The organism is Nocardia arseniciresistens (assembly GCF_046764875.1).
In the GTDB taxonomy this organism is placed as follows: Bacteria; Actinomycetota; Actinomycetes; order Mycobacteriales; family Mycobacteriaceae; genus Nocardia; species Nocardia arseniciresistens.
This window is the reverse complement of the sequence record NZ_JBKORD010000002.1, coordinates 29214-48763: the sequence shown is the minus strand read 5'-3', so window position 1 is coordinate 48763 and position 19550 is coordinate 29214. Positions and strand designations below refer to the sequence as shown.

Sequence of the window (19550 nt, the reverse complement as noted above, 5' to 3'; positions counted from 1 at the left end):
TCGTCCACTTCGACGAGAGTGTGGCGTTCGAGGGTGTTCTGGGCGCTGCGGTCCCCGCGTCCGGGGAGTTGGACGAATGATCGGCGTATATCGCCCCGGCGACTCGCTGCTGCATCGAATGCCCGCCGGGTTGAAACTGTCGCTACTGATCGTGTCGATCGTGGCGGCCACGGTATTCGCGCGCACTCCGCTCTCGGTCGGGATTGTCGGTCTGGCGGCCGCCGGATTGTTCGCGGTGGCCGGTATTCCGTGGAAGGTTGTTGTGGCACAACTGCGCCCGATGGTGTGGATGCTGCTGATCATCGCGGCGTTTCAGGTGTGGATCACCTCGCCCGCGCGGGCTGTCGTCGTGTGCGGTGTGCTGCTGATCTCGGTGGCGCTCGCGGCGCTTGTCACGCTCACCACTCGCGTCACCGACATGCTCGACGCCGTGACGCGCGCACTCGGGCCGCTGCGCAGGGTGGGGGTCGATCCCGAGCGGGTCGGTCTGCTGCTGGCGCTGGCGATCCGGTGCGTTCCGCTGCTGACCGGGATTGTGCACGACGTTGCCGAGGCGCGCCGGGCGCGCGGCTTGCAGTGGTCGATGACGGCGCTGGTTACGCCGGTATTGGTGCGGGCGCTGCGCACCGCGGACGCGATGGGCGATGCGCTCGCTGCGAGGGGAGTCGACGATGACTGAGCTGCTCGCCGAGCGGATTGCCCGACGGGTGGGACAGCACCCGGAGTCGATCGCTGTCGTCGATAGAACCGGAAGCGTCGACTATGGCGAATTCTGGTCGCGGGTCGGCCGCACTGCCGCCGGACTGCACGGTATGCGCCGGATTGCGGTGTTGCCCACCTCGGATATCGAATCGCTCGTTGTCGTGGTCGCGGCCATGCGCGCCGGTGTGAGTGTCGTTCTCCTGCACCGACACCTGCTGCCCGATCAGCTGGCTCGAGTGCTCGAGCTCGCAAAGCCGGGGGCGGTCGTCGCCGTACCGTCCCAACACCGGCGACTGCGACGACTGGGATTCGAGGGGGCCGTCCACACCGCTGTCACGCTGGAATCCGAGGAGGTTGAGCCGACAGGTGTCGTGCTCGGGTCTGAAGGGAACGTGCCGACCGTTGCCGTGCTCGGGTCCGAAGGGGTTGTCCGGACCGGTGTCGCGTTCGGGTCTGACGGGGGCATGCCGACCGTTGCCGTCCTCGGGTCGGCGGGGGTCGAGTGGACCTCCGCCGCACGGGAATCCGGGGGACCGGCAGGTCGTGTGCACCCGGATTCCGAACTGCTGGTCGGCGTCACCTCCGGCACGACGGGTGAACCGAAGCTGTTCGTGCGCAATCAACGATCTTGGGCCACCACCCTCGATCGCTCCGACAGCACCTTCGACATCGGCAGCCGCGATCGCGTCTCGATACCCGGCGTCTTGGACCACACTCATTTCCTCTACGGTGCGCTGCACGCTCTTACCCGAGGTGCGACGGTGGATGTTCGGCCGGTCGCCCAGTCGTTGACCAACGGAGCGACACACCTGTACTCGGTCCCCACGATCGCTTGGGATGTGGTGCGGGCGGGGATCGGTCCGGTGCAGAGCGTCCGGGAAGTGCTTTCCTCGGCGGCGCGGTGGCCGCGCACGGGACGGGAAGCGTTGCGGGAGGTGTTGCCGAATGCGTCGCTGGTGCACTTCTACGGTGCCTCCGAATTGAGCTTCGTGTCCTTCGATGGAGGGCTCGGGTCCATGGACGAGAACTCGGCGGGTGAGCTGTTCGACGGTGTCGAGGCGCAGATTCGGGACGGCCTGGTGTTCGTGCGCAGCGACATGCTGTTCGACGGCTACCTCACCGCAGCCGGTGTTACCGACGGCCCGGTCGACGGTTGGATGTCGGTGGGTGACCGAGGTCAGGTCGTCGGCAATCACCTACAGCTGTTCGGCCGCGACAGCGACACCCTGATCCGCGGCGGACTCAATGTAGAACCCGCCGCCATCGAAGCCGCACTCACCGCGCTACCGGGCATCGCGGAGGCCGCCTGCGTCGCAGTGCCCGACGCCCGTATGGGCGAGGCGCCCGCGGCGGCGATCGTGGTGCACGGCGACGTCCCGAGCAACGACGAGATCTGGCGGCACCTGCGCGCGAACCTGCCGAGCCCGAGCATGCCGATCCAGCTCCTGACGGTCGAGAGCCTGCCGCGCACACCGCGCGGAAAGCTCGACCGTCACGCCCTCGCTGCCTGGCTCGCCACTCATCGTCAGGGCCGGAACTGACTCATCGTTGTGCAGGGCCGGTCGGCTTACCGAAGGGCTGGACGGTTCGATCAACGGCGTGCATCGGCGTCGAGCTCGGCTCGGGAAGTTGCCTTCCTTTGTCGCCTTGACCTCCGATGCTGGGAGCCATCGAGGCATTCTCTGCGGCAGGGGATTCCGAGGTCGGCCAGGTCTGTGGCGCGGGACCAAGCGCGCGCTGGGCATTGCTGATCACGGCCTTGCCGAGCGCGAGGTTTCCGGCCCCGCCGATGACCGCGCCGATGCCTGCGGGCAGCACCCTGCCGAACATGAGCACACCGCGTTTGGCGATGAAGTGCACCAGGAAACGCTTTGGCGGGGAATCCTTCATGTTGCGCAGGCCGGGAATCTTGTCGGCCAGCGCGGTTTCCCAGTTCTTGGCGGAGTGTGCGGCATTCTTCTCGATGATCTGCATGCCGTCCTCGCCGAGAACGACCTCCAGCACCAGGTCACGGCGACGCGGAGTCTGCGCGGGGTCGATGCCGTGAGCAGCGGTGGTGGCCAGGGTGTAGACGGTGGAGACCTCGAGGAAGAACGCGGACTCGGCGGCGGTCGCGGCCAACCCGATGAGGGTGCCGACGCCGGGGACCGCGGCGCTGAGCCCGACCGCGACACCGCTGCCGAGCACGGTGATCAGGTATTGCTGTTCGAGCCGGCCGGCGATCTGGTCGGGCGAATGAGCGGGGTGCCTGCGCCGCAGGAACTCGACATAGTTCGCCGCGATCGGCGCTTGTAGTCGCGATCCGGTATCTAGCAGTGAAACGACTGATTTCCGCACCATGCCCTTGAACATCACACGCCCTTTCCTTCGATCCGCTGGATCTCGCGGATGCACTGTGGCAACGACACGCCTGTTGGGCGGATCGTCCCGGCCGTCACGCTGTGATCTCGCCGACTCGAACAGGGCGGGCACCGATGGCGATGATCGCTGCCCGCCCGGTATCGGTGCGTACGAACGGTCCCAACGCGGGCACCGCCCGCGCAGGGAGCCGGACTCGTACTACGCCTTCTGCTGCGCCGAGGAGCGGGCCGGGTTGGCCTGTTTCGCGGCCTTCGGGTCGAGCTCGTCCTGTTTGGCTTGCACGCCCGCCTCGATGCGGTCGCCGAGATTCTTGTCGACGTTGCGCCAGTATTCGAACGCCCTTGACAGCACCGGTGCGGTGACCCCGTTGAGTAGATGCCCGACGATATTGTCGACCAGCCGTGCGCGCGCGGCGTCGTCGAGGACGTCGCGGACCATGGTGCCCGCCTGGCCCCAATCGTCGTCGTCCTTGCGCAATGCGTAAGCGCTGCGCACCATTTCGCCGTCGCTGTGCCATCCGATGGAGGGGCCGGAGACGGCGGGATCGGCGTGCGGGCCACCCTTGGAGTTGGGCACGTAGACGGGGTCGCTCACGTTGGTATACCGCATCGCCCCGTCCTTCGAATACGAACGCACGGTGGTCGCGTGTGGCGAATTGACGGGCAGCAGTTTGTAGTTGGCGCCGATGCGGTGGCGGTGGGCGTCCGGGTAGGAGAACCAGCGGCCCAGCAGCATCTTGTCGGGGCTGGGTCCGGTGCCCGGCACCGAGTTGCTCGGCTCGAACGCGGCCTGCTCGATCTCGGTGTGGTAATCCGTCGGGTTGCGATTCAAGGTCATCTTGCCGACCTCGATGAGCGGATAGTCGGCGTGCGGCCAGACCTTGGTGAGGTCGAAGGGGTTGAACCGGTAGGTCTTCGCGTCCTCGAACGGCATGATCTGCATGTGCAGCGTCCAGTGCGGATAGTTGCCGTCTGCGATCGCTTCGAACAGGTCACGGGTGTGGTAATCGGTGTCCATCGCGGCCATCTGATCGCCCTCGTCCTGGGTGAAGAACTCGATGCCCTGGTCGGTCTTGAAGTGGTATTTGACCCAGAACCGTTCCCCTGCGGCGTTGGCCCACAGATAGGTATGGCTGGAGTAGCCGTTCATATGCCGCCAGCTGCGCGGGATGCCACGGTCGCCCATCAGCCAGGTCACCTGGTGCGCGGATTCGGGGGACAGCGTCCAGAAGTCCCACTGCATATCGTGATCGCGCAGGTTGTTGTCGGCGCGGCGCTTCTGCGAGCGGATGAAATCCTGGAACTTCATCGGGTCGCGCACGAAGAAGACAGGCGTGTTATTGCCGACCATGTCGAAATTGCCCTGCTCGGTATAGAACTTCAGTGCGAACCCGCGCGGGTCACGCCAGGTATCGGGGCTGCCGCGCTCGCCGGCGACGGTGGAGAACCTGGCGAGCATCTCCGTCTTCTTGCCCGGCTGGAACATGTCGGCCTTGGTGTAGGCGCTGACATCGTGGGTGACTTCGAACGTGCCGAAAGCCCCGCCGCCTTTGGCGTGTGGCTGACGCTCGGGCACACGTTCGCGGTTGAACGCGGCCATCTTCTCGATCAGATAGGCGTCGTTCAGCAGGATCGGACCATCCGCGCCGACCGTCAGGGAGTGTTCGTCGCTCGGTTGCGGGATACCGGCGTCGTCGGTGGTGTAGTTCTGCTCTGACATCGCGCTCCTCTTCTACGTGGCAGTCAGGCCACGGCCTGATGGTGCGGGCAGTCGAGATATGGTCGAGTCGTCTACCGACGAGGTCTGCAACGATTGCACGAGCCCTCGACCATCAATAGGGCGAAACCCTGCCGTAGCTTCTACCGACCGGCTTTCCCAGGTGTCGCGCCATCAAACGTAGCGCGAAGTAGTGGCATTCATGGGCCGAAACACCAGGACGCCGCAGGTCCGCCATCGCACAAGCCGCGGTCGACCTCGTCCGCGACGGCGAAACCGTAACAGGCTGCGAAGCACCCTGATCCTTGGGTTCGACACCGCATCGACAGCGTGAGCGACGAATCCCGGCAGAGCGCCCGATTCTCGACCCGCTCCGGATCCGCCGCAGCGTGGCCATGTCACTATGCGGTCGTCGGTGTTGCGATCCTCGGTCGATCTTGCGAGCGACCGCCACCCTCAATGGTCGTCTGGCAGCGAACCCCAACAGAGTCAACTCGTTGCTCAAAACCACTTTTCAAGGCGCTGCAGCGGGTCAGCCTGTGTCCCTGGCGCATCGGCGCCACCGTTGGATGCGGCAGGATGGTCATCGAGCACCTTCTTCCGGCGTGCGGAGGGTACGTTCGGCGTGGATTGGGCCGGTGGTGTCCGCGAGTGGTGCCGCGGTCCTGCCGTACCGGTCGGCCAGTATCTGGGCGGCGATCGCAACGGCGGTTTCCTCCGGAGTGCGGGCACCCAGATCGAGACCGATCGGGCCGCGAAGGCGGCGCAGGTCGGCTGCGCCCCAGCCCCTCTCACGCAGGCGTTGGAGTCGAAGCTCGTGGGTGCGGCGGGATCCCATCGCACCGACGTAACCCACCGACGGCAAGCGCAGCACTGCGTCGAGCACAGCGTCGTCGAACTTGGGATCGTGGGACAAGACGCAGACAACCGTGCGACCGTCGATTCGCCCGCCCTCGGCGAGGCGCTGCAGGTAGCGGTGCGGCCACTGTACGACGACCTCGTCAGCGGCCGGAAACCGCTGTGGCGTTGCAAAGATCGGCCGGGCGTCACACACGACGACTCGGTAGCCGAGCTGAGCGCCCTGGACCGACAGCGCCCTCGCGAAGTCCACTGCGCCACAGATGAGCATCAGTGGCGGTGGCGTGTGAACGAAGACGAACGCCGTTCCGGATCCAGTCGGCCCGGTCACGGGCACGGTCGCACACTCGCCCGTCTCGAGCGCGTCCCGAACGTCGGGGACGAGACCCGGGTGCGCGCGGGTGAGTGCGCTGTCCGGGCAGTCGGGGCGGTCCCGGACCACTACATGGTGCCCGACCCAGTGCTTGTCGCTGTGGTCGACAATGGTCGCAACAGCGACACGCCTTTGCGCTCTCACGTCGTAGACGACCTGCTCGAAGTCCGGATGCGTACTTCGACAGAATGACTGGATGAAGATGTCGATCGTTCCACCGCACGTCAGCCCGACGGCGAAGGCATCGTCATCGGAGACACCGTAGCGTTGCAATGCGGGCGCCGATATCCCGTCACGCACCTCGAGGGCAGTCTCGTAGACACTGCCCTCGACGCAACCCCCAGATATCGACCCGGTCACCGCACCGGCTTCGTCGACGACCATGAAGGCACCCGGCAGCCGCGGCGATGAACTGAAAGTGCGAACGACTGTCGCCACACCGGCATGTGCATCGTCTTGCCATGCACGGAGCAGGGCATCGAGAGGTTCGGTCACGATCAGCCGTTCAGTAGGAGGTCCGCGCGCCGACCGGGGGCCGTCATCCACCTCAGTGCGAACAGTGCGTGACCGCCGTGGCGCCACGGCTGGAAGTGATCGCTCACCATCGCCGAGTCCATGCCCAACAAACCCGCTGGCATGGCGAGTTCGACCAGCTCACGCGGCCCGAACTGCGCTGCCGACCCCCTGGATCCAAATTTCGACATCAGCAACATCCCGAACGGCGAGGCTCGGCTACGGCCGACACCGTCGATCCCGGTGGCGTCCCGGTCCAGCAGACAGATCGGGAGGGGGGCGGAGTTTGTTCACTGCGAGTCGCCACCCTGGGTTCCCCGTCGACGAGAACCGTGGCGATGCCGGGGAGGTCGCCGAGGGCGAAGCACTCGAGTGCGTTCGAGGCGGTGGATCCGGTGATCGGACCGAGGATCACGGCGTCTGCGGGTGCGCCGACGCGCAATACGCCGGTATCGAGACCGTGTGCTCGGGCAGTCTGGCCCGTGGCAGCCGCGACGGCGCGTGCCGGATCGAGTCCGGCCACCGATGCGAGGAAACAGATGTTCCTGAGCATTCCCCGCGGAATGACGCCGGTGCCGCCGGGGGTATCGGTGCCGAGCGTCAGCCGGTCGAGCTGCCCGGCCGCGGTCAATTCGTCGACGACGATGATGGTCGCGCGGTAGTTCATCGAACTGCAGACCTCCACTGCGGTGTCGGGCAGTTCTCGCAAGATGCGACGAATGTCCTCGTCCGGAGCGGGAATCGGACCACCCGAGATGTGCCCGACCACATCGGGCTTGACAGCAACGACCACGTCCGCGCCGGCCACGCGACTCGAGCCCGAGCGCGAGACGCCGCCGGAGTGCATCTTGACCGTCATGCCTCGCTCATGCGCCCAGGTCATATACTGCTGAGCTTCGCCGTCGCCCAATCGGTTCCAGTCGTAGAAGATGAACTTGAGCTGATCAATGCCCTCGGCGGCCGCACGATCGAAATGTTCTCTGCTCATTCCCGGTACGAGCAGGACCGTTCCGGCGTCGACCTTGACTCCGGAGGGTCGCATGCGTCCGGTGGTGTGTTTGGACGTGATGGCAATCGACAGCACGAGTTCCGGTGTCAGCGCGTCGAACGCGAGTCCCGGAATGTGCAGTTCCCCTGCCGAGACCATCGAAGTCGTGCCACCGTGCAGGTAGTTGTGGATCCATCCACTCGCATTCTGAGCGGGCGTCCATTCTCCGAACGTGGGATGCACGTGACCGTCCACCAGGCCGGGGATCACGGTGAGCCCGCCTGCGTTCAGAACGCGATCGGGGCTCGTCAGATCGCTGCCGATGCCGGTGACGATCCCGTCTTCGATGGTCATCGTGGTATTGCGAAGGGGCGTCTGAGCCCCGTCACCGGTGACCAGAACGCCGATGTCTTCGATGAGAAGGGAAGTCATCCAGAACCTTTCTCCATGATTGGCTACTGTATACACTAATCACGCGCTCGGGGAGCCCCAACCAACCAGAGGAGATGCGATGTCGGTCACGAACTGCTGGCAGATGCGTGCACGTTTCGCGAAGGCGTTGGCAACCATGTATGGACGTGAGGTTCCGGCATACAACACGCTGGTCGAAGTGACTGAGGAGGTCAACCAGCACGTCCTCGCACGCGACGGTCACGACGCCGAGCGCCTCGGTTCGGTAGATCGTGTGAGCGCCGAACGGCACGGAGCCATTCGCGTGGGCACGGAGGCAGAGCTCCGAGACGTGGCACGGTTGTTCGCAGGGTTCGGTATGTTGCCCGTCGGATTCTATGATTTACGTGATGCGTCCGCCAGCGCTGTCCCGGTAGTGGCCACAGCCTTCCGGCCCATCGACACCAACGAACTAGCACGCAACCCGTTCCGGGTATTCACCTCCTCACTGGTAACCGACGATCGTCGGTTCTTCGACCCGGATCTGCAGGGCGAATTGGACAGCTTCTTGTCTTCCAGGACGCTGTTCCCGCCGGAGGCGCTCGACCTCGCAGACCGCGCGGCAGCCGAAGGCTTTCTCCCCTCCGCTGAGGCGGATCGGCTGATCGAACTGGCCACGGCAACGTTGGAGTTGTCTGCCGAACCAGTCGATCGCGCGTGGTACGACCGCCTCGAAGCCATCTCGTCCGTCGCGGCGGACATCGGCGGCGTTCGGTCGACCCACATCAACCACCTGACGCCTCGTGTGCTGGACATCGACGAGCTCTACCGTCGCATGCAGTCGCGGGGAATCACGATGATCGACGCCATCCAAGGACCACCGCGCTGGGAAGGCCCGGATGTCTTGCTGCGCCAGACCTCCTTCCGTGCTCTCGCCGAGCCGAGACGGTTTCTGGACTCTGACGGCAATACCTACCAAGACTCGCTGCGCGTACGCTTCGGCGAGGTCGAAGCTCGCGGCATCGCCCTGACCCCCCGCGGACGCTATCTCTATGACACGACCATGATCCGTATCGACCACGCGACCCGGCAGTCCGGGTCGCCAGTCGATGCCGCGGCGATCTGGCGCGAGATGTGGCCGGCCGACGAGCGCGGCCTCGCGTTGGCAGACCTGGCATTCTTCGAATTCACCGTTGCCGCGGACCGCCCATCAGGGACTCCGGAGGCGCTTACCGCCGCCGAACTTCTGAAGGGCGGCTGGATCACTGCGCGGCCCATAGTTTACGAGGACTTTCTTCCTCGATCGGCCGCGGGCATTTTCCAGTCGAACCTGACCGCCGACGGATCCAAGGACGATTCGCTCCAAGGGGCGGTTCGCTCACGTGAGTGGATGAGCGGCGTACTCGGCCGAGAAGTTCTGGACCCCAACCAGATCTACCACCAGCAACGAGCACAGTCCCTCGCAGCCGTCGCCAGAGAACTCGGCGTTTCCGGTATCGAGACGAGCCAGGAACAATTGTCCACCCCTGGTTGAGGGTGCCACCCTGGTGCACAACGACCTGGCGCCGAACTGTCCACCACCAGCGCGAATATCGGGACCGAGATCGCGGATGCGACCGACGCGTCCGCCGATTTTCGCAACCTGTTCCTCCCGAGGCACGGGATCAGCGATCAGCAGCCGCAAAAGCTCTGCAAACAAATGGATTACATTCCATGATCGGTCGGCTCCTCGCTGTTTGCGTTGGATAGCGCGGAGGCGAACAGTTGAGCGAGGTGTTGCCCCTTCCGTTCCGTGAGGTCGGATAGCTGGGTGCGGCAGGAGTATCCGTCCGCCAACACCACTGTGTCCGGGTGAGCCGAGGTCACCGCCGGGAGAAGTTGCTGCCCGGCAACCGCGACCGATACTTCGTAGTGCCCCTTCTCGACGCCGAAATTGCCGGCCAGGCCACAGCATCCCCCGAGCCGCTGCACATTCGCACCCGAGCGCTGGAGCAGCTGCGCGTCAGGACTCCAGCCCATCACGGCGTGGTGGTGACAGTGTGGTTGAGCGACGATCGAGCGGCCGGCCAGCGAGGGCGGCTCCCACCCGCGTTCGGTGAGCAACTCGGCGAGCGTCCGCGTGGCCGAGGCGACCGCGGCGGCGTCGTCGACATTGTCGACCAGTTCTACGCTGTCCGATCGGAGCACGCCGGTACACGACGGTTCGATGCCCACGATCGGCACCCCCGACGCCGCAGCAGGCGACAGTGCGGAAGCCGTTCTGGTGAGGATCTTCCTGGCGGCGTCGAGTTGGCCGGTCGAAATCCATGTCAGGCCACAGCATTGCTGCTTCGCGGTGAGCTCCGGACGGTATCCGGCAGCCTCGAGGACCTGGACCATGGCGATCCCGACCTCGGGTGTGAAGTAGTTCGTGAACGAGTCGACGAACATCACGACGGGATCGCCGGCCGCGGTGCGGTCGGCTCGGGTGCGGCGGAACCACGACCGGAACGTCTCGTTGGCGTAGGGAGGTATGGTGCGGCGCCGGTCGACCCCGGCGATGGAGAGCGCCATCTGTCCGACACCCGGAATTCTGGTGGCGCCGTTGACGAGCCGCGGCGCTTTACTGGCGATCTTGGACCAGCGTGGCAGCCAGCCGAGTGAATAGTGTGCGGCGGGGCGTAACCGACCCTTGTAACTCTGATGAAGTACTTCGGACTTGTATGCCGCCATGTCGACACCGGTAGGGCAGTCGGTTGCGCATCCTTTGCACGACAGGCACAGGTCCAGTGCGTCGTGAACCTCGGGTGACCGCCAGCCACCGGACACCTCGGTGCCGTTGATCATTTCCTGCAGCACTCGTGCCCGGCCCCGGGTGGAGTCCTTTTCTTCCCGGGTGGCTTGGTAAGACGGACACATGACGCCGCCGGTGGCGGTGTTGTCGGCGCGGCACTTCCCGACCCCGGTGCAGCGATGGACTGCCTGCGTGAAGTTACCGTCATCCTGGTGATAGGCCAGGGCGAGCTTCCGCCGTACCAGGGGAGCCGCGGGGACGCGCAGGTCGGCATCGATCGGACGTGCATCGACGAGGACGCCGCGGTTGAGCACGTTGTCGGGGTCGAAGACCTGCTTGACCTCGGCGAATAGTTGGATAGCCGCCGACGAGTACATGCGGGGCAGGAGCTCGCTGCGGGCGCGCCCGTCACCGTGCTCGCCGGAGAAGGAACCTCCGTACCTGACGACGAGGTCGCTCGCGGCTTCGATGAACTGGCGGAAGACGCCGTCTCCGCCAGGTTTGTCGAGCGGTAGGTCGATACGGACGTGCATACATCCGTCACCGAAATGCCCGTAAGGCAGTCCCGTGACGCCGAACTCGTCCATGAGCGCGTCGAAGTCGCGCAGATAGTTACCGAGACGCGCCGGCGGCACTGCGGCATCCTCCCATCCGGCGTGGGCGGGCAACCCGGCAGGGCTGCGTCCCGCGAGCCCGGCGCCGTCGGCCCGGATACGCCAGAGTTCGGCCGCATGGCCGGGGTCGGTCACGACGAGGCTGTCGACAGCTCCGCACTCGCGACAGATGTCCCCTGCGATGGCAAGGACATGATCCAGGTCGTCGCCGGCCACCTCGACGAACAGCCACGCAGCGCCGGCGGGAAGTGCGGGTACCGCTTGCGCACCGCGACGCTCGCGGACGACGTCGACGATGCGGGAATCTATTCCCTCGCACGCGGTGGGATCGAAGCGCAGGACGGTCGGTGCCGCATCTCCGGCCGCCGCGATGTCCGGATAGCCGAGCGCAACGAGAACACGATGGGCTGGGTCGGTGACCAGGCGCACGGTTGCCTCGGTGACGAGGCCGAGCGTGCCTTCGCTGCCGACCAGAAAACGAGCCACGTCGAACCTGTTCTCGGGCAGTAGATGTTCGAGCGCGTAGCCGGATACCTGCCGGCCGAAAGTGGCGAACTCGGTACGGATCGTGGCAAGTGCGCCCCGGGTCAGGTCGGCGAGGGCGGTCAGGGTCGGAGAATCCTGTCGATCGGCAACCCGGTGACCGTGCGCGGTCGGTGCGGTCAGGCGTAGGAACTCACCGGATCCGGTCAGCACCTGCAACCCGAGGACGTTGTCCGAGGTCCGGCCGTAGCCCAGCGTGCGTGACCCGCAGGCGTTGTTCCCGATCATGCCACCGATGGTGCAGCGGGTGAAGGTGGACGGGTCGGGCCCGAATCGCAGCCCGTGTGCAGCGGCGGCTTCCTGAAGATGCACCTGGACGACACCCGGCTGGACGACCGCTGTGTGCGCGTCCGGATCGATCGACAGCACGTTGTTCATATGGCGGCTGAAGTCGAGCACGACCCCGGTACCGACGGCGTTGCCGGCGACCGAGGTGCCGCCGCCTCTCGCCGTGATCGGGACCCCGTGTTCACGGCTGGCCGCGAGGACGGCGGATACCTCGTCGATGTCGCGGGGACGCACTACCAACGTCGGTGTCACCCGGTAGAGCGATGCGTCGGACGAATACGCCGCTCGCGTCATCGTGTCGTCGAAGACGTCGGAGATTCCGGCGTTACGGAGGAGCGCGGCCAAGTCTGCACCAGAGATCACCCGTAGCATGTTACACGCTCGTAGCATGCTACAAAGGTGGGAGCTTGGTACAGTCGCTGACGTGACCGATGGAGTACTCGACTTGCCGCCGCTCGAGCCTGCGGCGGGCCGACGCATGGAGCAGACGATCGCGGCCGTCCGATCGGCCGTCGATGATGGTCGTATGACGCCCGGCGTCAAGTACTCGGTCTACCAACTCGCCGAGGCCCTCGGGATCTCCCGAACGCCCGTGCGCGAGGCTCTGCTGCAGCTCGAACAGGTGGGATTGATCCGGTTCGAACAGCGACAGGGCTTTCGGATCCTGCTGCCCGATCCGAAGGAGATCGCCGACATCTTCGCTGTCCGGCTGTCGCTGGAGATTCCGGCGGTTCGCCGGGTTGCGGCCCAGCCCACTCCGGGGCTGTGTAAACGACTCGACGACGAGATGGCCGCGCTGCGAGCCGCCGCTCACAGCGGTGACGAATCGCTGTTCGCGCATCACGACCAACTTCTGCACGACGCAGTTCTTGAGGCGGCCGACAATGCGCGTGCGCGCGCCATCATCTCGTCATTGCGTGAGACGACCCGCCTGTTGGGAGCCTCCACCGCCGACCGAACCCGGTCCCTGTTCGACATCGACGCCGAACACCGACCGATTGTCTCGGCGATCGTCGACCGCGACGCTCCGCGAGCGGAGGCGGCGCTACGTGATCATCTGGTGTCGACCGGGCGGTTGCTCGTGGCGCAGGCAGTCCGCGATCAGCAGGCGGATGCCGATCCCGATTCCATTTGGTTCTGCGCAACCGCTCACTTGCTGGGATGACCTCGGAGATATCGGGCCGCGTAGGTGGTCTTCTTGGTGTTCCGTGGCCAGAGCTCCCGTCGTCGGCGTCGCGCACCGATGGCCAGGTCAGCGAGCGGACGAAGCCGCCGCGTCGATGACCGCCTGCACGATCCCTCGATATCCCGTACAGCGACAGATGTTGCCCGACAGCGCTTCACAAACCGTTTGTTCGGTCAGCGGCTTCTCGGTATCAGGGTCCTCCAGTAACTCGACCGACGACATCATGAATCCCGGCGTGCAAAAACCACATTGCAGGCCGTGAGACTCCGAAAAGGTCCGCCGTAGGTTGTCGGCCGTTTCATTGTCGGCGAGTCCCTCGACGGTGGTAATGCTGTGCCCGGAGACCGACGCGGCAAGCACCAGACACGATCTGGCGCTACGCCCGTCGATCAGTACCGTGCAGGCCCCGCAGACCCCGTGCTCACATCCGAGATGCGTACCCGTCAGGTCTAGGTGATCACGCACCAGGTCCGCCAGCGTGGTGCGCGCGGGTACCGTACGAATGAATCGAACGTCGTTGACCATCAGGTCCAGGACCACGGCGGGTTCGCTCGTCTTGTCGTCATCGGGCACGTCGATCCTTCTCCTCCTTCGTTGTTCGATCGGATGCTGCCGACAGCGCTTCCGCCATGGCGTGCGCCGCGAGGTGGCGGATGTACTCGGGGTCGTCCGCGGGTGGCTCGAGTGATGCAGCCCAGTCGGTCGCGCAGCGCCACCACATCGCGTCGCTCGGTTCAGCACCGACGATGTCGTCACCGTTGAACAATCGGGGCTTGTCACCGGCATTCATCACTGCCACTCGTGCGCACGCGACGCGGCCATCGCCGTCGAGCGTGACCACGGCGCCGGCGCCGGACAGGGCGTAGTCGCCGTGCTGGCGGGTGTACTCGACGAAACCCCAGTTCTGCCCCTCCCCGAGCGTCGGCATACTGATCCAGGTGATCATCTCGTCGGGCTCGAGTGAGTTGGTGTAGAAGGATTCGAACAGCTCCGCCCCAGGTACCGTGCGCGCGCCGCGGGCTGCGGACTCGACGTGCACGGTCGCATCGAGCACCGTCACGGCCAGCGGCAGTTCGGCAGCGGGATCGGCATGGGCGAGCGATCCTCCGATGGTGCCCCGGTTGCGGATGCCGATGTGCCCGATGTGCCGGGCAGCCTCGGATAGCAGCGGCAGGCGTGCCGAGATCAGCGGGTCGGTCTCGAGCGTGCGGTGGCGGACCAGTGCGCCGATGATCATCTGGCCGTCGTCGTCGAACAATCGCTCCAGTTCGCGCAGGTGACCGATGTCGATGACGACATCGGGACGCGACAGCCTCAGGTTCATCAAGGTGACCAGTGACTGTCCGCCGGCGAGGAACTTCGCGTTCTCATGGGTAGCGATGGCATGGAGTGCCTCGGCTACGGACTCCGGCCGGATGTAGTGCAGAACTGCTGGTTTCACGCGTGAATCACCTCGCCGTGCTGCATGCGCCACAGGGTCGCCGGATCGATCGGGGTGGTGTCGACATGCACTCTTTCGCCGAGCGCGTCGTCGACCGCGCCTGCCAGGGCCGCGTACACGGCGATGGTGCCGCTCTCACCTGCCCCGCGTACTCCGATCGGGTTGGCCGGGGTGTCGACGTGCAGGTGAGCTACCGCGATGTCGGGTATGTCCGTTGTTAGAGGGAGGTGGTACCCGGCGAACGTCGTCGACATCGGTTCGCCCGCCGGGGAGTAGCCCCATTTCTCGAACAGGGCACCACCGATTCCCTGTGCCACTCCTCCGACGATTTGACCATGTACGATCTGCGGGTTGATCTCGATGCCCCCTTCGTGGGCGACCGCATATCGCAGCACGGTGACGACACCGGTACGCCGGTCGACTCCGACGACCGCTGCGTGAACCCCCATCGTCCAGGTGACCGTTTCGGGTCGGAACGTCGCCGTGACGTCGGTTGCGGCGTGCTCTTCGAAAGCGCCTCCGGCACGTGTCGCCGCCGCGATCTCGGACCACTCGAGATGGGAGTCGGCGAGGGTGAACATTCCCGCTCGATAGGTGGGCTGGCCGCCGTGTTCCTCCGCCAGCCGCTGACAGGTCAGTTCGATCAGCTTCCTGCACGCTCGATGGATCGCCGAGCCCGCGACAACGGCAGACCGGCTGGCGTAGGTTCCGGTGCCGTCGACCAGCCTCTCGGTGTCGGAAACGGTGTATCGGACCAGATCGAACGGCACTTCCAACGCATCGGCGGCGACTTGGGCGAACGTCGTCTCGTGGCCTTGGCCGGCGGCCGCCGAGCCGGCTGTCACTTCGAAGGTCCCGCCGGGTAGCAGGACGACACGTGCCACCTCGTACGGGCCACGACCAGTGGCCTCGAGGTATGCGGCCACGCTGTAGCCGATCTGCATCTCCGGATGCCGCTCTTCGTACACGGCCGTAGCGGAGCGGGGAAGCAGATCGATGACGCGTTCCAGGCATGCGCGGTAGTCGCCGCCGTCGTAGACGATGGGAACGCCATCGCGGTATGGGATCGGCCTCGGATACGGCAGGTCCATCGCGTCGAGGAGGTTACGCCGCCGGATCTCGACGGGGTCCATGTGCAGTTCGCGTGCGGCGGCGTCGAGCGCGCGTTCGAGCGCGAACGAGGCCTCGGGGCGTCCGGCACCCCGATACTGCGCCACGATCGTTTTGTTCGTCAAAGCGGCGGTTCCCCGGATCCGCCCATGGGGAATTCGGTACGGGCCCATCAGGTGTACTGCGGTGTTGGCGACGATGCCGGCGACCCACAGGCTGCCGGCTCCGATGTCGACGACGAACACCGACTGCCATGCCACGATCCGTCCTCGCTCGTCGACGCCGAGCTTCGTGCGGTGCACCTGATCGCGTCCCTGCGCGGCGGAGGCAAGGTGTTCCTGTCTGTCCTCGACCCAGATCACCGACCATCCGGTGTGGCGCGCGAGCGCAGCGAGCACTACTTCCTCGCTGTAAACGTTGGCCTTGGTTCCGAAGCCGCCACCCACATCCGGCACGATCACGACGAGGTCGAGTTCGTCCCACCCGAGCGCGCGGGTGACGGCCTTGCGCACCAGATGCGGAATCTGGGTGGAGCTGGTCATTCTGATGCATCCGGTGCGGATGTCGGGATCGACTCGGACGCCGCGGCATTCGAGCGGCACGGCGCCATGCCGCCCCATCGTGTACGTACCTTCGACGATGTGTGCGGCGCCGGCGAAGGCACTGTCGGGGTTACCGAAGTCGTACGCGATGCAAGCGGCGACGTTGTCCGGCAGGTGATCGAATAGCGGTGTGGTGTCGTCGGCGAGCGCAATGTCCGCGGACGCGATCGGCGTCAATGGCTCGTAGAGTACGGCGACGGCCTCGGCGGCATCCTCCGCGTGGTATCGGGTATCTGCCACTACGACGGCGAGGGGCTGACCCACATACATCGCGGTCTCATACCCCAGCACCGGAAGCCGCTGCTCTGCGATCTCAAAAGCGGTGCGTTCGGCAAAGCGCGCATCGGGCACGGTCAACGGTGCGATGAACGTTCCGCTCAGGCCGAGGTCTGCCGCAGTGAACACCCCGACTACACCGGGAAGCTCCAAGGCGGCCGCCGTCTCGATCCGCGTCACCCGGGCGTGGGGCTCGGTCGAGCGAACGAACACTGCATGCCGAGCTCCTACGGCACGATCTGCCAGGAAGCTGCCTCGGCCTTCGAGTAGTCGTGCATCTTCCCGACGGCCTACGGATGTGCCGACTGTGGGTATGGACGCGTCGAACGCAGACGACGAGGTCGGCTTCACTGGTGCAGTCTCCGTTCCCATTGCCACAGTGCGATCGAGATGACAAAGGACACGGTGATCAGCAGAACGATCGTGGCGACCATGTCCGGGTAGTCGCCGTGGCTGTAGGCCTGAAGGACCACTCGTCCCAGACCGCGTCGAGTCGCGAAGAACTCCGACAGCACGACACCGACGACCGACAGGCTGATCGCCAGACGGATACCGGTCAGCAGGGGCCGCCGAATTGCGGGGAGGATGATGTGCGCGAACTTCTGCCATGGGTTGGCCTGCACCGTCGCGGCCAGTTTCCAGTACACCTTCGGGATTTCTTGCACTCCGGTCGAGACGTTGATCAGGACAGGGAAGAGAGCGAACAACACGCCCATGACGACCTTCGACCCGGACAACGAGAAGATGGGCAGCAGAACTGGGTACAGGACTATCTTGGGAATACCGTTGAGAATGATCAGAAGCGGCTCGAACATCAGTCGAGCTCGCTCGGACAGACCCAGCCCGAGTCCGATGAGTCCACCGATCAACGTTCCGATCACGAACGCTTCGATGACGGCTTGTGCCGTGACACGGGCATCGAAGATGTACGCGGGGCTGGTGAGTTGCTTACCGAGAGCCGTGAGGGTAGCCACCGGTGACGGAATCACGAACGTCAGCGTCGACACCAGCTGCCAGAGCAGGATGACGACGGCGAGCAGCACGACCGAGCCGAAGGCCTGACTCCGCACTATCGCACGTGCGCGCCGCGGTCGCAGCGGGGCGGCGGACGTGTCCGGCGCCCCTGTCCTTGGTTGCGCAGCGGTCATGCCTTCCTCCCACGAAGAATTGCTTTCTCGACAACGGTCAGCAGTGTGGTAAGGATCGCGGAGAAGATCAGAACTGCGAGGATGTGCGCGAACATTTGTTCATTAGCGAAGATTTCGTACAGGTATCGGATCCGGTAGCCCAGGCCGGCCTGCGCGGTGGTGAACTCCATGGCGATGCTGCCGATCAGGGCATACACCACGGCCAAGCGAAGCCCCGCTACGATCAACGGCCCGGCAGCCGGGATGGCAACGTATATCAGGAATTGCCGTGGTGAGACCCGCAGCGAGCGAGCCAATTTCAGATAGACCGGCCGCATGCCGGCCAGCCCCACCGTGGTGTTCAGCGCCATCGGAATGGCGGCCATGATCGTCGCCAGGATCACCACCGAGGTGGCGTTGATACCGACGAGCACGATCATTACCGGGTAAAAGAGCACCAGCGGAACTGCGTAAAATGACACCAGATAGGGCTCGAATACCCGCCCGAGAATGGGCAATTTCCAGAACATGACACCCGCGCCCAGTCCGATCAGCGAGCCGAAGACGATTGCCAATACGACTTCGACCGATGTGCGCGCAGTGTCGGACCAGAACTGCTCGGTCGCGACCGCATCACCGAGCGCGGCGAGGATGGTACTCGGCGCGGGTAATACCGCCGAACTCCACACTCCTGCACGGACTCCGATCTCGAGTACGGCGACACCGGCGACGAAGAGAACAACGGTACTGAGGGCGCTGAACAGTCCGGGCCGGGGCGTACGACGGGGGGCGGACGGGCCCGGTGGAGGTGCGGTCGCCGACGCCGCCTCCGGTGTTCGGGAGGTGAATATCTCGGTGGTCACTTCTTCGCCGCTTCCTGCTGCTGGAAACCGCGCATCGACTCGGCCTGCAGCGATTCCCAGATCCGGTTGTGCAGTTCGTTGAAACGGGATGTGGACACCACGCTCGCGTCACGCTCGCCCGGCAGGTCCACATCGACCACGTCGATGATTCGGCCGGGTCGGTACGACATGACCCATACCTGCTGGGAGAGCAGGATCGCCTCGGAAATGTCATGGGTGACAAAGACGATCGTCTGCTTCGTGGCCTCCCAGATCCTGCGGACCTCGGCTCCGAGGAACAGGCGAGTCTGCTGGTCGAGGGCGGCGAATGGTTCGTCCATCAGAACCACTTTCGGTTGCATCGCGAGGGTGCGAGCGAGCGCGACGCGTTGACGCATCCCGCCGGACAGTTGCGACGGATAGCTCTTCTCGAATCCACTGAGCCCGACCAGATCGATCGCCTGCTGGGCTCGCTCGGTCTGCTCCGACTTCGGCACGCCGGTCATCTGCATCGCGAACCGGACATTTTCCAGCACATCCCGCCACGGCAGAGTCGAATCCTCCTGGAATACGACGCCGATACTGGGGTCGGGCCCGTCGACCTGCTTACCGCCGACGGACACGACGCCGCGCGTGGCTCGCTGCAGTCCCGAGATCACAGCCAGGAGCGTGGACTTGCCGCAGCCGCTCGGGCCGACGATCGACACGAAACTTGCGTCGGGAACGCGTTCGGTGACGCCTTGGACCGCGGTGACGGTGCCGTGCGGAGCAGTGAACGAGACGGTGACGTCATCGAGTTCGATGCCAGGTCGGGTCGCATGTGTCATTGGTGAGGCTCCGTGCAATT

The 19550-nt window shown here is 65.2% G+C and carries 15 protein-coding genes and 1 pseudogene; 4 read left to right on the top strand and 12 right to left on the bottom strand.

Features of this window, described 5'->3' with window-relative positions; genetic code table 11:
- Window positions 1-76 precede the first annotated feature (76 nt).
- Entirely contained in the window at window positions 77-679 is a 603-nt protein-coding gene (locus ACLMAJ_RS03885; protein WP_412012080.1) for an energy-coupling factor transporter transmembrane component T family protein, read from the top strand.
- Window positions 672-2243 carry an AMP-binding protein gene (locus ACLMAJ_RS03880; RefSeq protein ID WP_412012079.1) on the top strand — a complete coding sequence of 524 codons (1572 nt, stop codon included), beginning with the start codon at window positions 672-674 and terminating at the stop codon, window positions 2241-2243. Before ACLMAJ_RS03885 ends, ACLMAJ_RS03880 begins: the two co-directional genes overlap by 8 nt.
- A 1-nt stretch (window position 2244) precedes the next feature.
- Here the strand turns inward: ACLMAJ_RS03880 and ACLMAJ_RS03875 are convergent, their stop codons facing one another.
- The 5 genes and pseudogenes from ACLMAJ_RS03875 to ACLMAJ_RS03855 all read right to left on the bottom strand — a co-directional run bounded on the left by ACLMAJ_RS03875 (window position 2245) and on the right by ACLMAJ_RS03855 (window position 7943).
- Window positions 2245-3054, bottom strand: coding sequence for a hypothetical protein (locus tag ACLMAJ_RS03875; protein WP_412012492.1), 810 nt, complete (start codon window positions 3052-3054; stop codon window positions 2245-2247).
- 207 nt (window positions 3055-3261) lie between these two features.
- The gene (locus ACLMAJ_RS03870) at window positions 3262-4782 is read right to left on the bottom strand and encodes a catalase (protein ID WP_412012078.1); all 1521 of its coding nucleotides are present in this window, start codon (window positions 4780-4782) and stop codon (window positions 3262-3264) included.
- A gap of 580 nt (window positions 4783-5362) precedes the next feature.
- The gene (locus tag ACLMAJ_RS03865; protein ID WP_412012077.1) at window positions 5363-6505 is read right to left on the bottom strand and encodes an XdhC family protein; all 1143 of its coding nucleotides are present in this window, start codon (window positions 6503-6505) and stop codon (window positions 5363-5365) included.
- Between the two features lie 5 nt (window positions 6506-6510).
- A pseudogene (locus tag ACLMAJ_RS03860) lies at window positions 6511-6714 on the bottom strand (glucose-6-phosphate dehydrogenase (coenzyme-F420)); the annotation flags it as partial.
- Entirely contained in the window at window positions 6714-7943 is a 1230-nt protein-coding gene (locus ACLMAJ_RS03855) for an amidohydrolase family protein (RefSeq protein WP_412012076.1), read from the bottom strand. The gene ACLMAJ_RS03855 and the pseudogene ACLMAJ_RS03860, both read right to left, overlap by 1 nt.
- A 79-nt stretch (window positions 7944-8022) precedes the next feature.
- On the opposite strand from ACLMAJ_RS03855, the gene hglS reads away from it, so the two are divergent.
- Entirely contained in the window at window positions 8023-9435 is a 1413-nt protein-coding gene (hglS, locus tag ACLMAJ_RS03850; RefSeq protein WP_412012075.1) for a 2-oxoadipate dioxygenase/decarboxylase, read from the top strand.
- A 170-nt stretch (window positions 9436-9605) separates the two neighbouring features.
- Here hglS and ACLMAJ_RS03845 read toward each other — a convergent pair whose 3' ends face one another.
- Window positions 9606-12491, bottom strand: a complete 2886-nt coding sequence (locus tag ACLMAJ_RS03845) for an FAD-binding and (Fe-S)-binding domain-containing protein (RefSeq protein WP_412012074.1) — start codon at window positions 12489-12491, stop codon at window positions 9606-9608.
- Between the two features lie 52 nt (window positions 12492-12543).
- Here ACLMAJ_RS03845 and ACLMAJ_RS03840 point away from each other — a divergent pair, with 52 nt between their 5' ends.
- Window positions 12544-13284: a GntR family transcriptional regulator gene (locus ACLMAJ_RS03840; RefSeq protein WP_412012073.1), complete on the top strand. Its 741-nt coding sequence runs from the start codon at window positions 12544-12546 to the stop codon at window positions 13282-13284.
- A gap of 87 nt (window positions 13285-13371) precedes the next feature.
- Here the strand turns inward: ACLMAJ_RS03840 and ACLMAJ_RS03835 are convergent, their stop codons facing one another.
- From ACLMAJ_RS03835 to ACLMAJ_RS03810, 6 genes are read right to left on the bottom strand one after another with little or no spacing between them, the layout of a single operon-like run.
- Window positions 13372-13878, bottom strand: coding sequence for a (2Fe-2S)-binding protein (locus ACLMAJ_RS03835; protein ID WP_412012072.1), 507 nt, complete (start codon window positions 13876-13878; stop codon window positions 13372-13374).
- Entirely contained in the window at window positions 13868-14746 is an 879-nt protein-coding gene (locus ACLMAJ_RS03830) for an FAD binding domain-containing protein (RefSeq protein ID WP_412012071.1), read from the bottom strand. The genes ACLMAJ_RS03835 and ACLMAJ_RS03830 overlap by 11 nt, the downstream gene beginning before the upstream one ends.
- Window positions 14743-17106 carry a xanthine dehydrogenase family protein molybdopterin-binding subunit gene (locus ACLMAJ_RS03825; RefSeq protein WP_412012070.1) on the bottom strand — a complete coding sequence of 788 codons (2364 nt, stop codon included), beginning with the start codon at window positions 17104-17106 and terminating at the stop codon, window positions 14743-14745. The genes ACLMAJ_RS03830 and ACLMAJ_RS03825 overlap by 4 nt, the downstream gene beginning before the upstream one ends.
- Complete coding sequence (locus ACLMAJ_RS03820; RefSeq protein ID WP_412012069.1) at window positions 17082-17882, bottom strand: ABC transporter permease; 801 nt, start codon at window positions 17880-17882, stop codon at window positions 17082-17084. The genes ACLMAJ_RS03825 and ACLMAJ_RS03820 overlap by 25 nt, the downstream gene beginning before the upstream one ends.
- A complete protein-coding gene (locus ACLMAJ_RS03815; RefSeq protein ID WP_412012068.1) occupies window positions 17879-18724 on the bottom strand; it encodes an ABC transporter permease in 846 nt (281 codons plus the stop codon). The genes ACLMAJ_RS03820 and ACLMAJ_RS03815 overlap by 4 nt, the downstream gene beginning before the upstream one ends.
- Window positions 18721-19530 carry an ABC transporter ATP-binding protein gene (locus tag ACLMAJ_RS03810; RefSeq protein WP_412012066.1) on the bottom strand — a complete coding sequence of 270 codons (810 nt, stop codon included), beginning with the start codon at window positions 19528-19530 and terminating at the stop codon, window positions 18721-18723. Before ACLMAJ_RS03810 ends, ACLMAJ_RS03815 begins: the two co-directional genes overlap by 4 nt.
- Between the last annotated feature and the right edge of the window lie 20 nt (window positions 19531-19550).

Coding starts and splice junctions, on each gene's coding strand:
- ACLMAJ_RS03885 (WP_412012080.1), top strand. CDS start 77: ATGATCGGCGTATATCGCCCCGGCGACTCGCTGCTGCATCGAATGCCC.
- ACLMAJ_RS03880 (WP_412012079.1), top strand. CDS start 672: ATGACTGAGCTGCTCGCCGAGCGGATTGCCCGACGGGTGGGACAGCAC.
- ACLMAJ_RS03875 (WP_412012492.1), bottom strand. CDS start 3,054: ATGTTCAAGGGCATGGTGCGGAAATCAGTCGTTTCACTGCTAGATACC.
- ACLMAJ_RS03870 (WP_412012078.1), bottom strand. CDS start 4,782: ATGTCAGAGCAGAACTACACCACCGACGACGCCGGTATCCCGCAACCG.
- ACLMAJ_RS03855 (WP_412012076.1), bottom strand. CDS start 7,943: ATGACTTCCCTTCTCATCGAAGACATCGGCGTTCTGGTCACCGGTGAC.
- hglS (WP_412012075.1), top strand. CDS start 8,023: ATGTCGGTCACGAACTGCTGGCAGATGCGTGCACGTTTCGCGAAGGCG.
- ACLMAJ_RS03845 (WP_412012074.1), bottom strand. CDS start 12,491: ATGCTACGGGTGATCTCTGGTGCAGACTTGGCCGCGCTCCTCCGTAAC.
- ACLMAJ_RS03825 (WP_412012070.1), bottom strand. CDS start 17,106: ATGGGAACGGAGACTGCACCAGTGAAGCCGACCTCGTCGTCTGCGTTC.
- ACLMAJ_RS03820 (WP_412012069.1), bottom strand. CDS start 17,882: ATGACCGCTGCGCAACCAAGGACAGGGGCGCCGGACACGTCCGCCGCC.
- ACLMAJ_RS03810 (WP_412012066.1), bottom strand. CDS start 19,530: ATGACACATGCGACCCGACCTGGCATCGAACTCGATGACGTCACCGTC.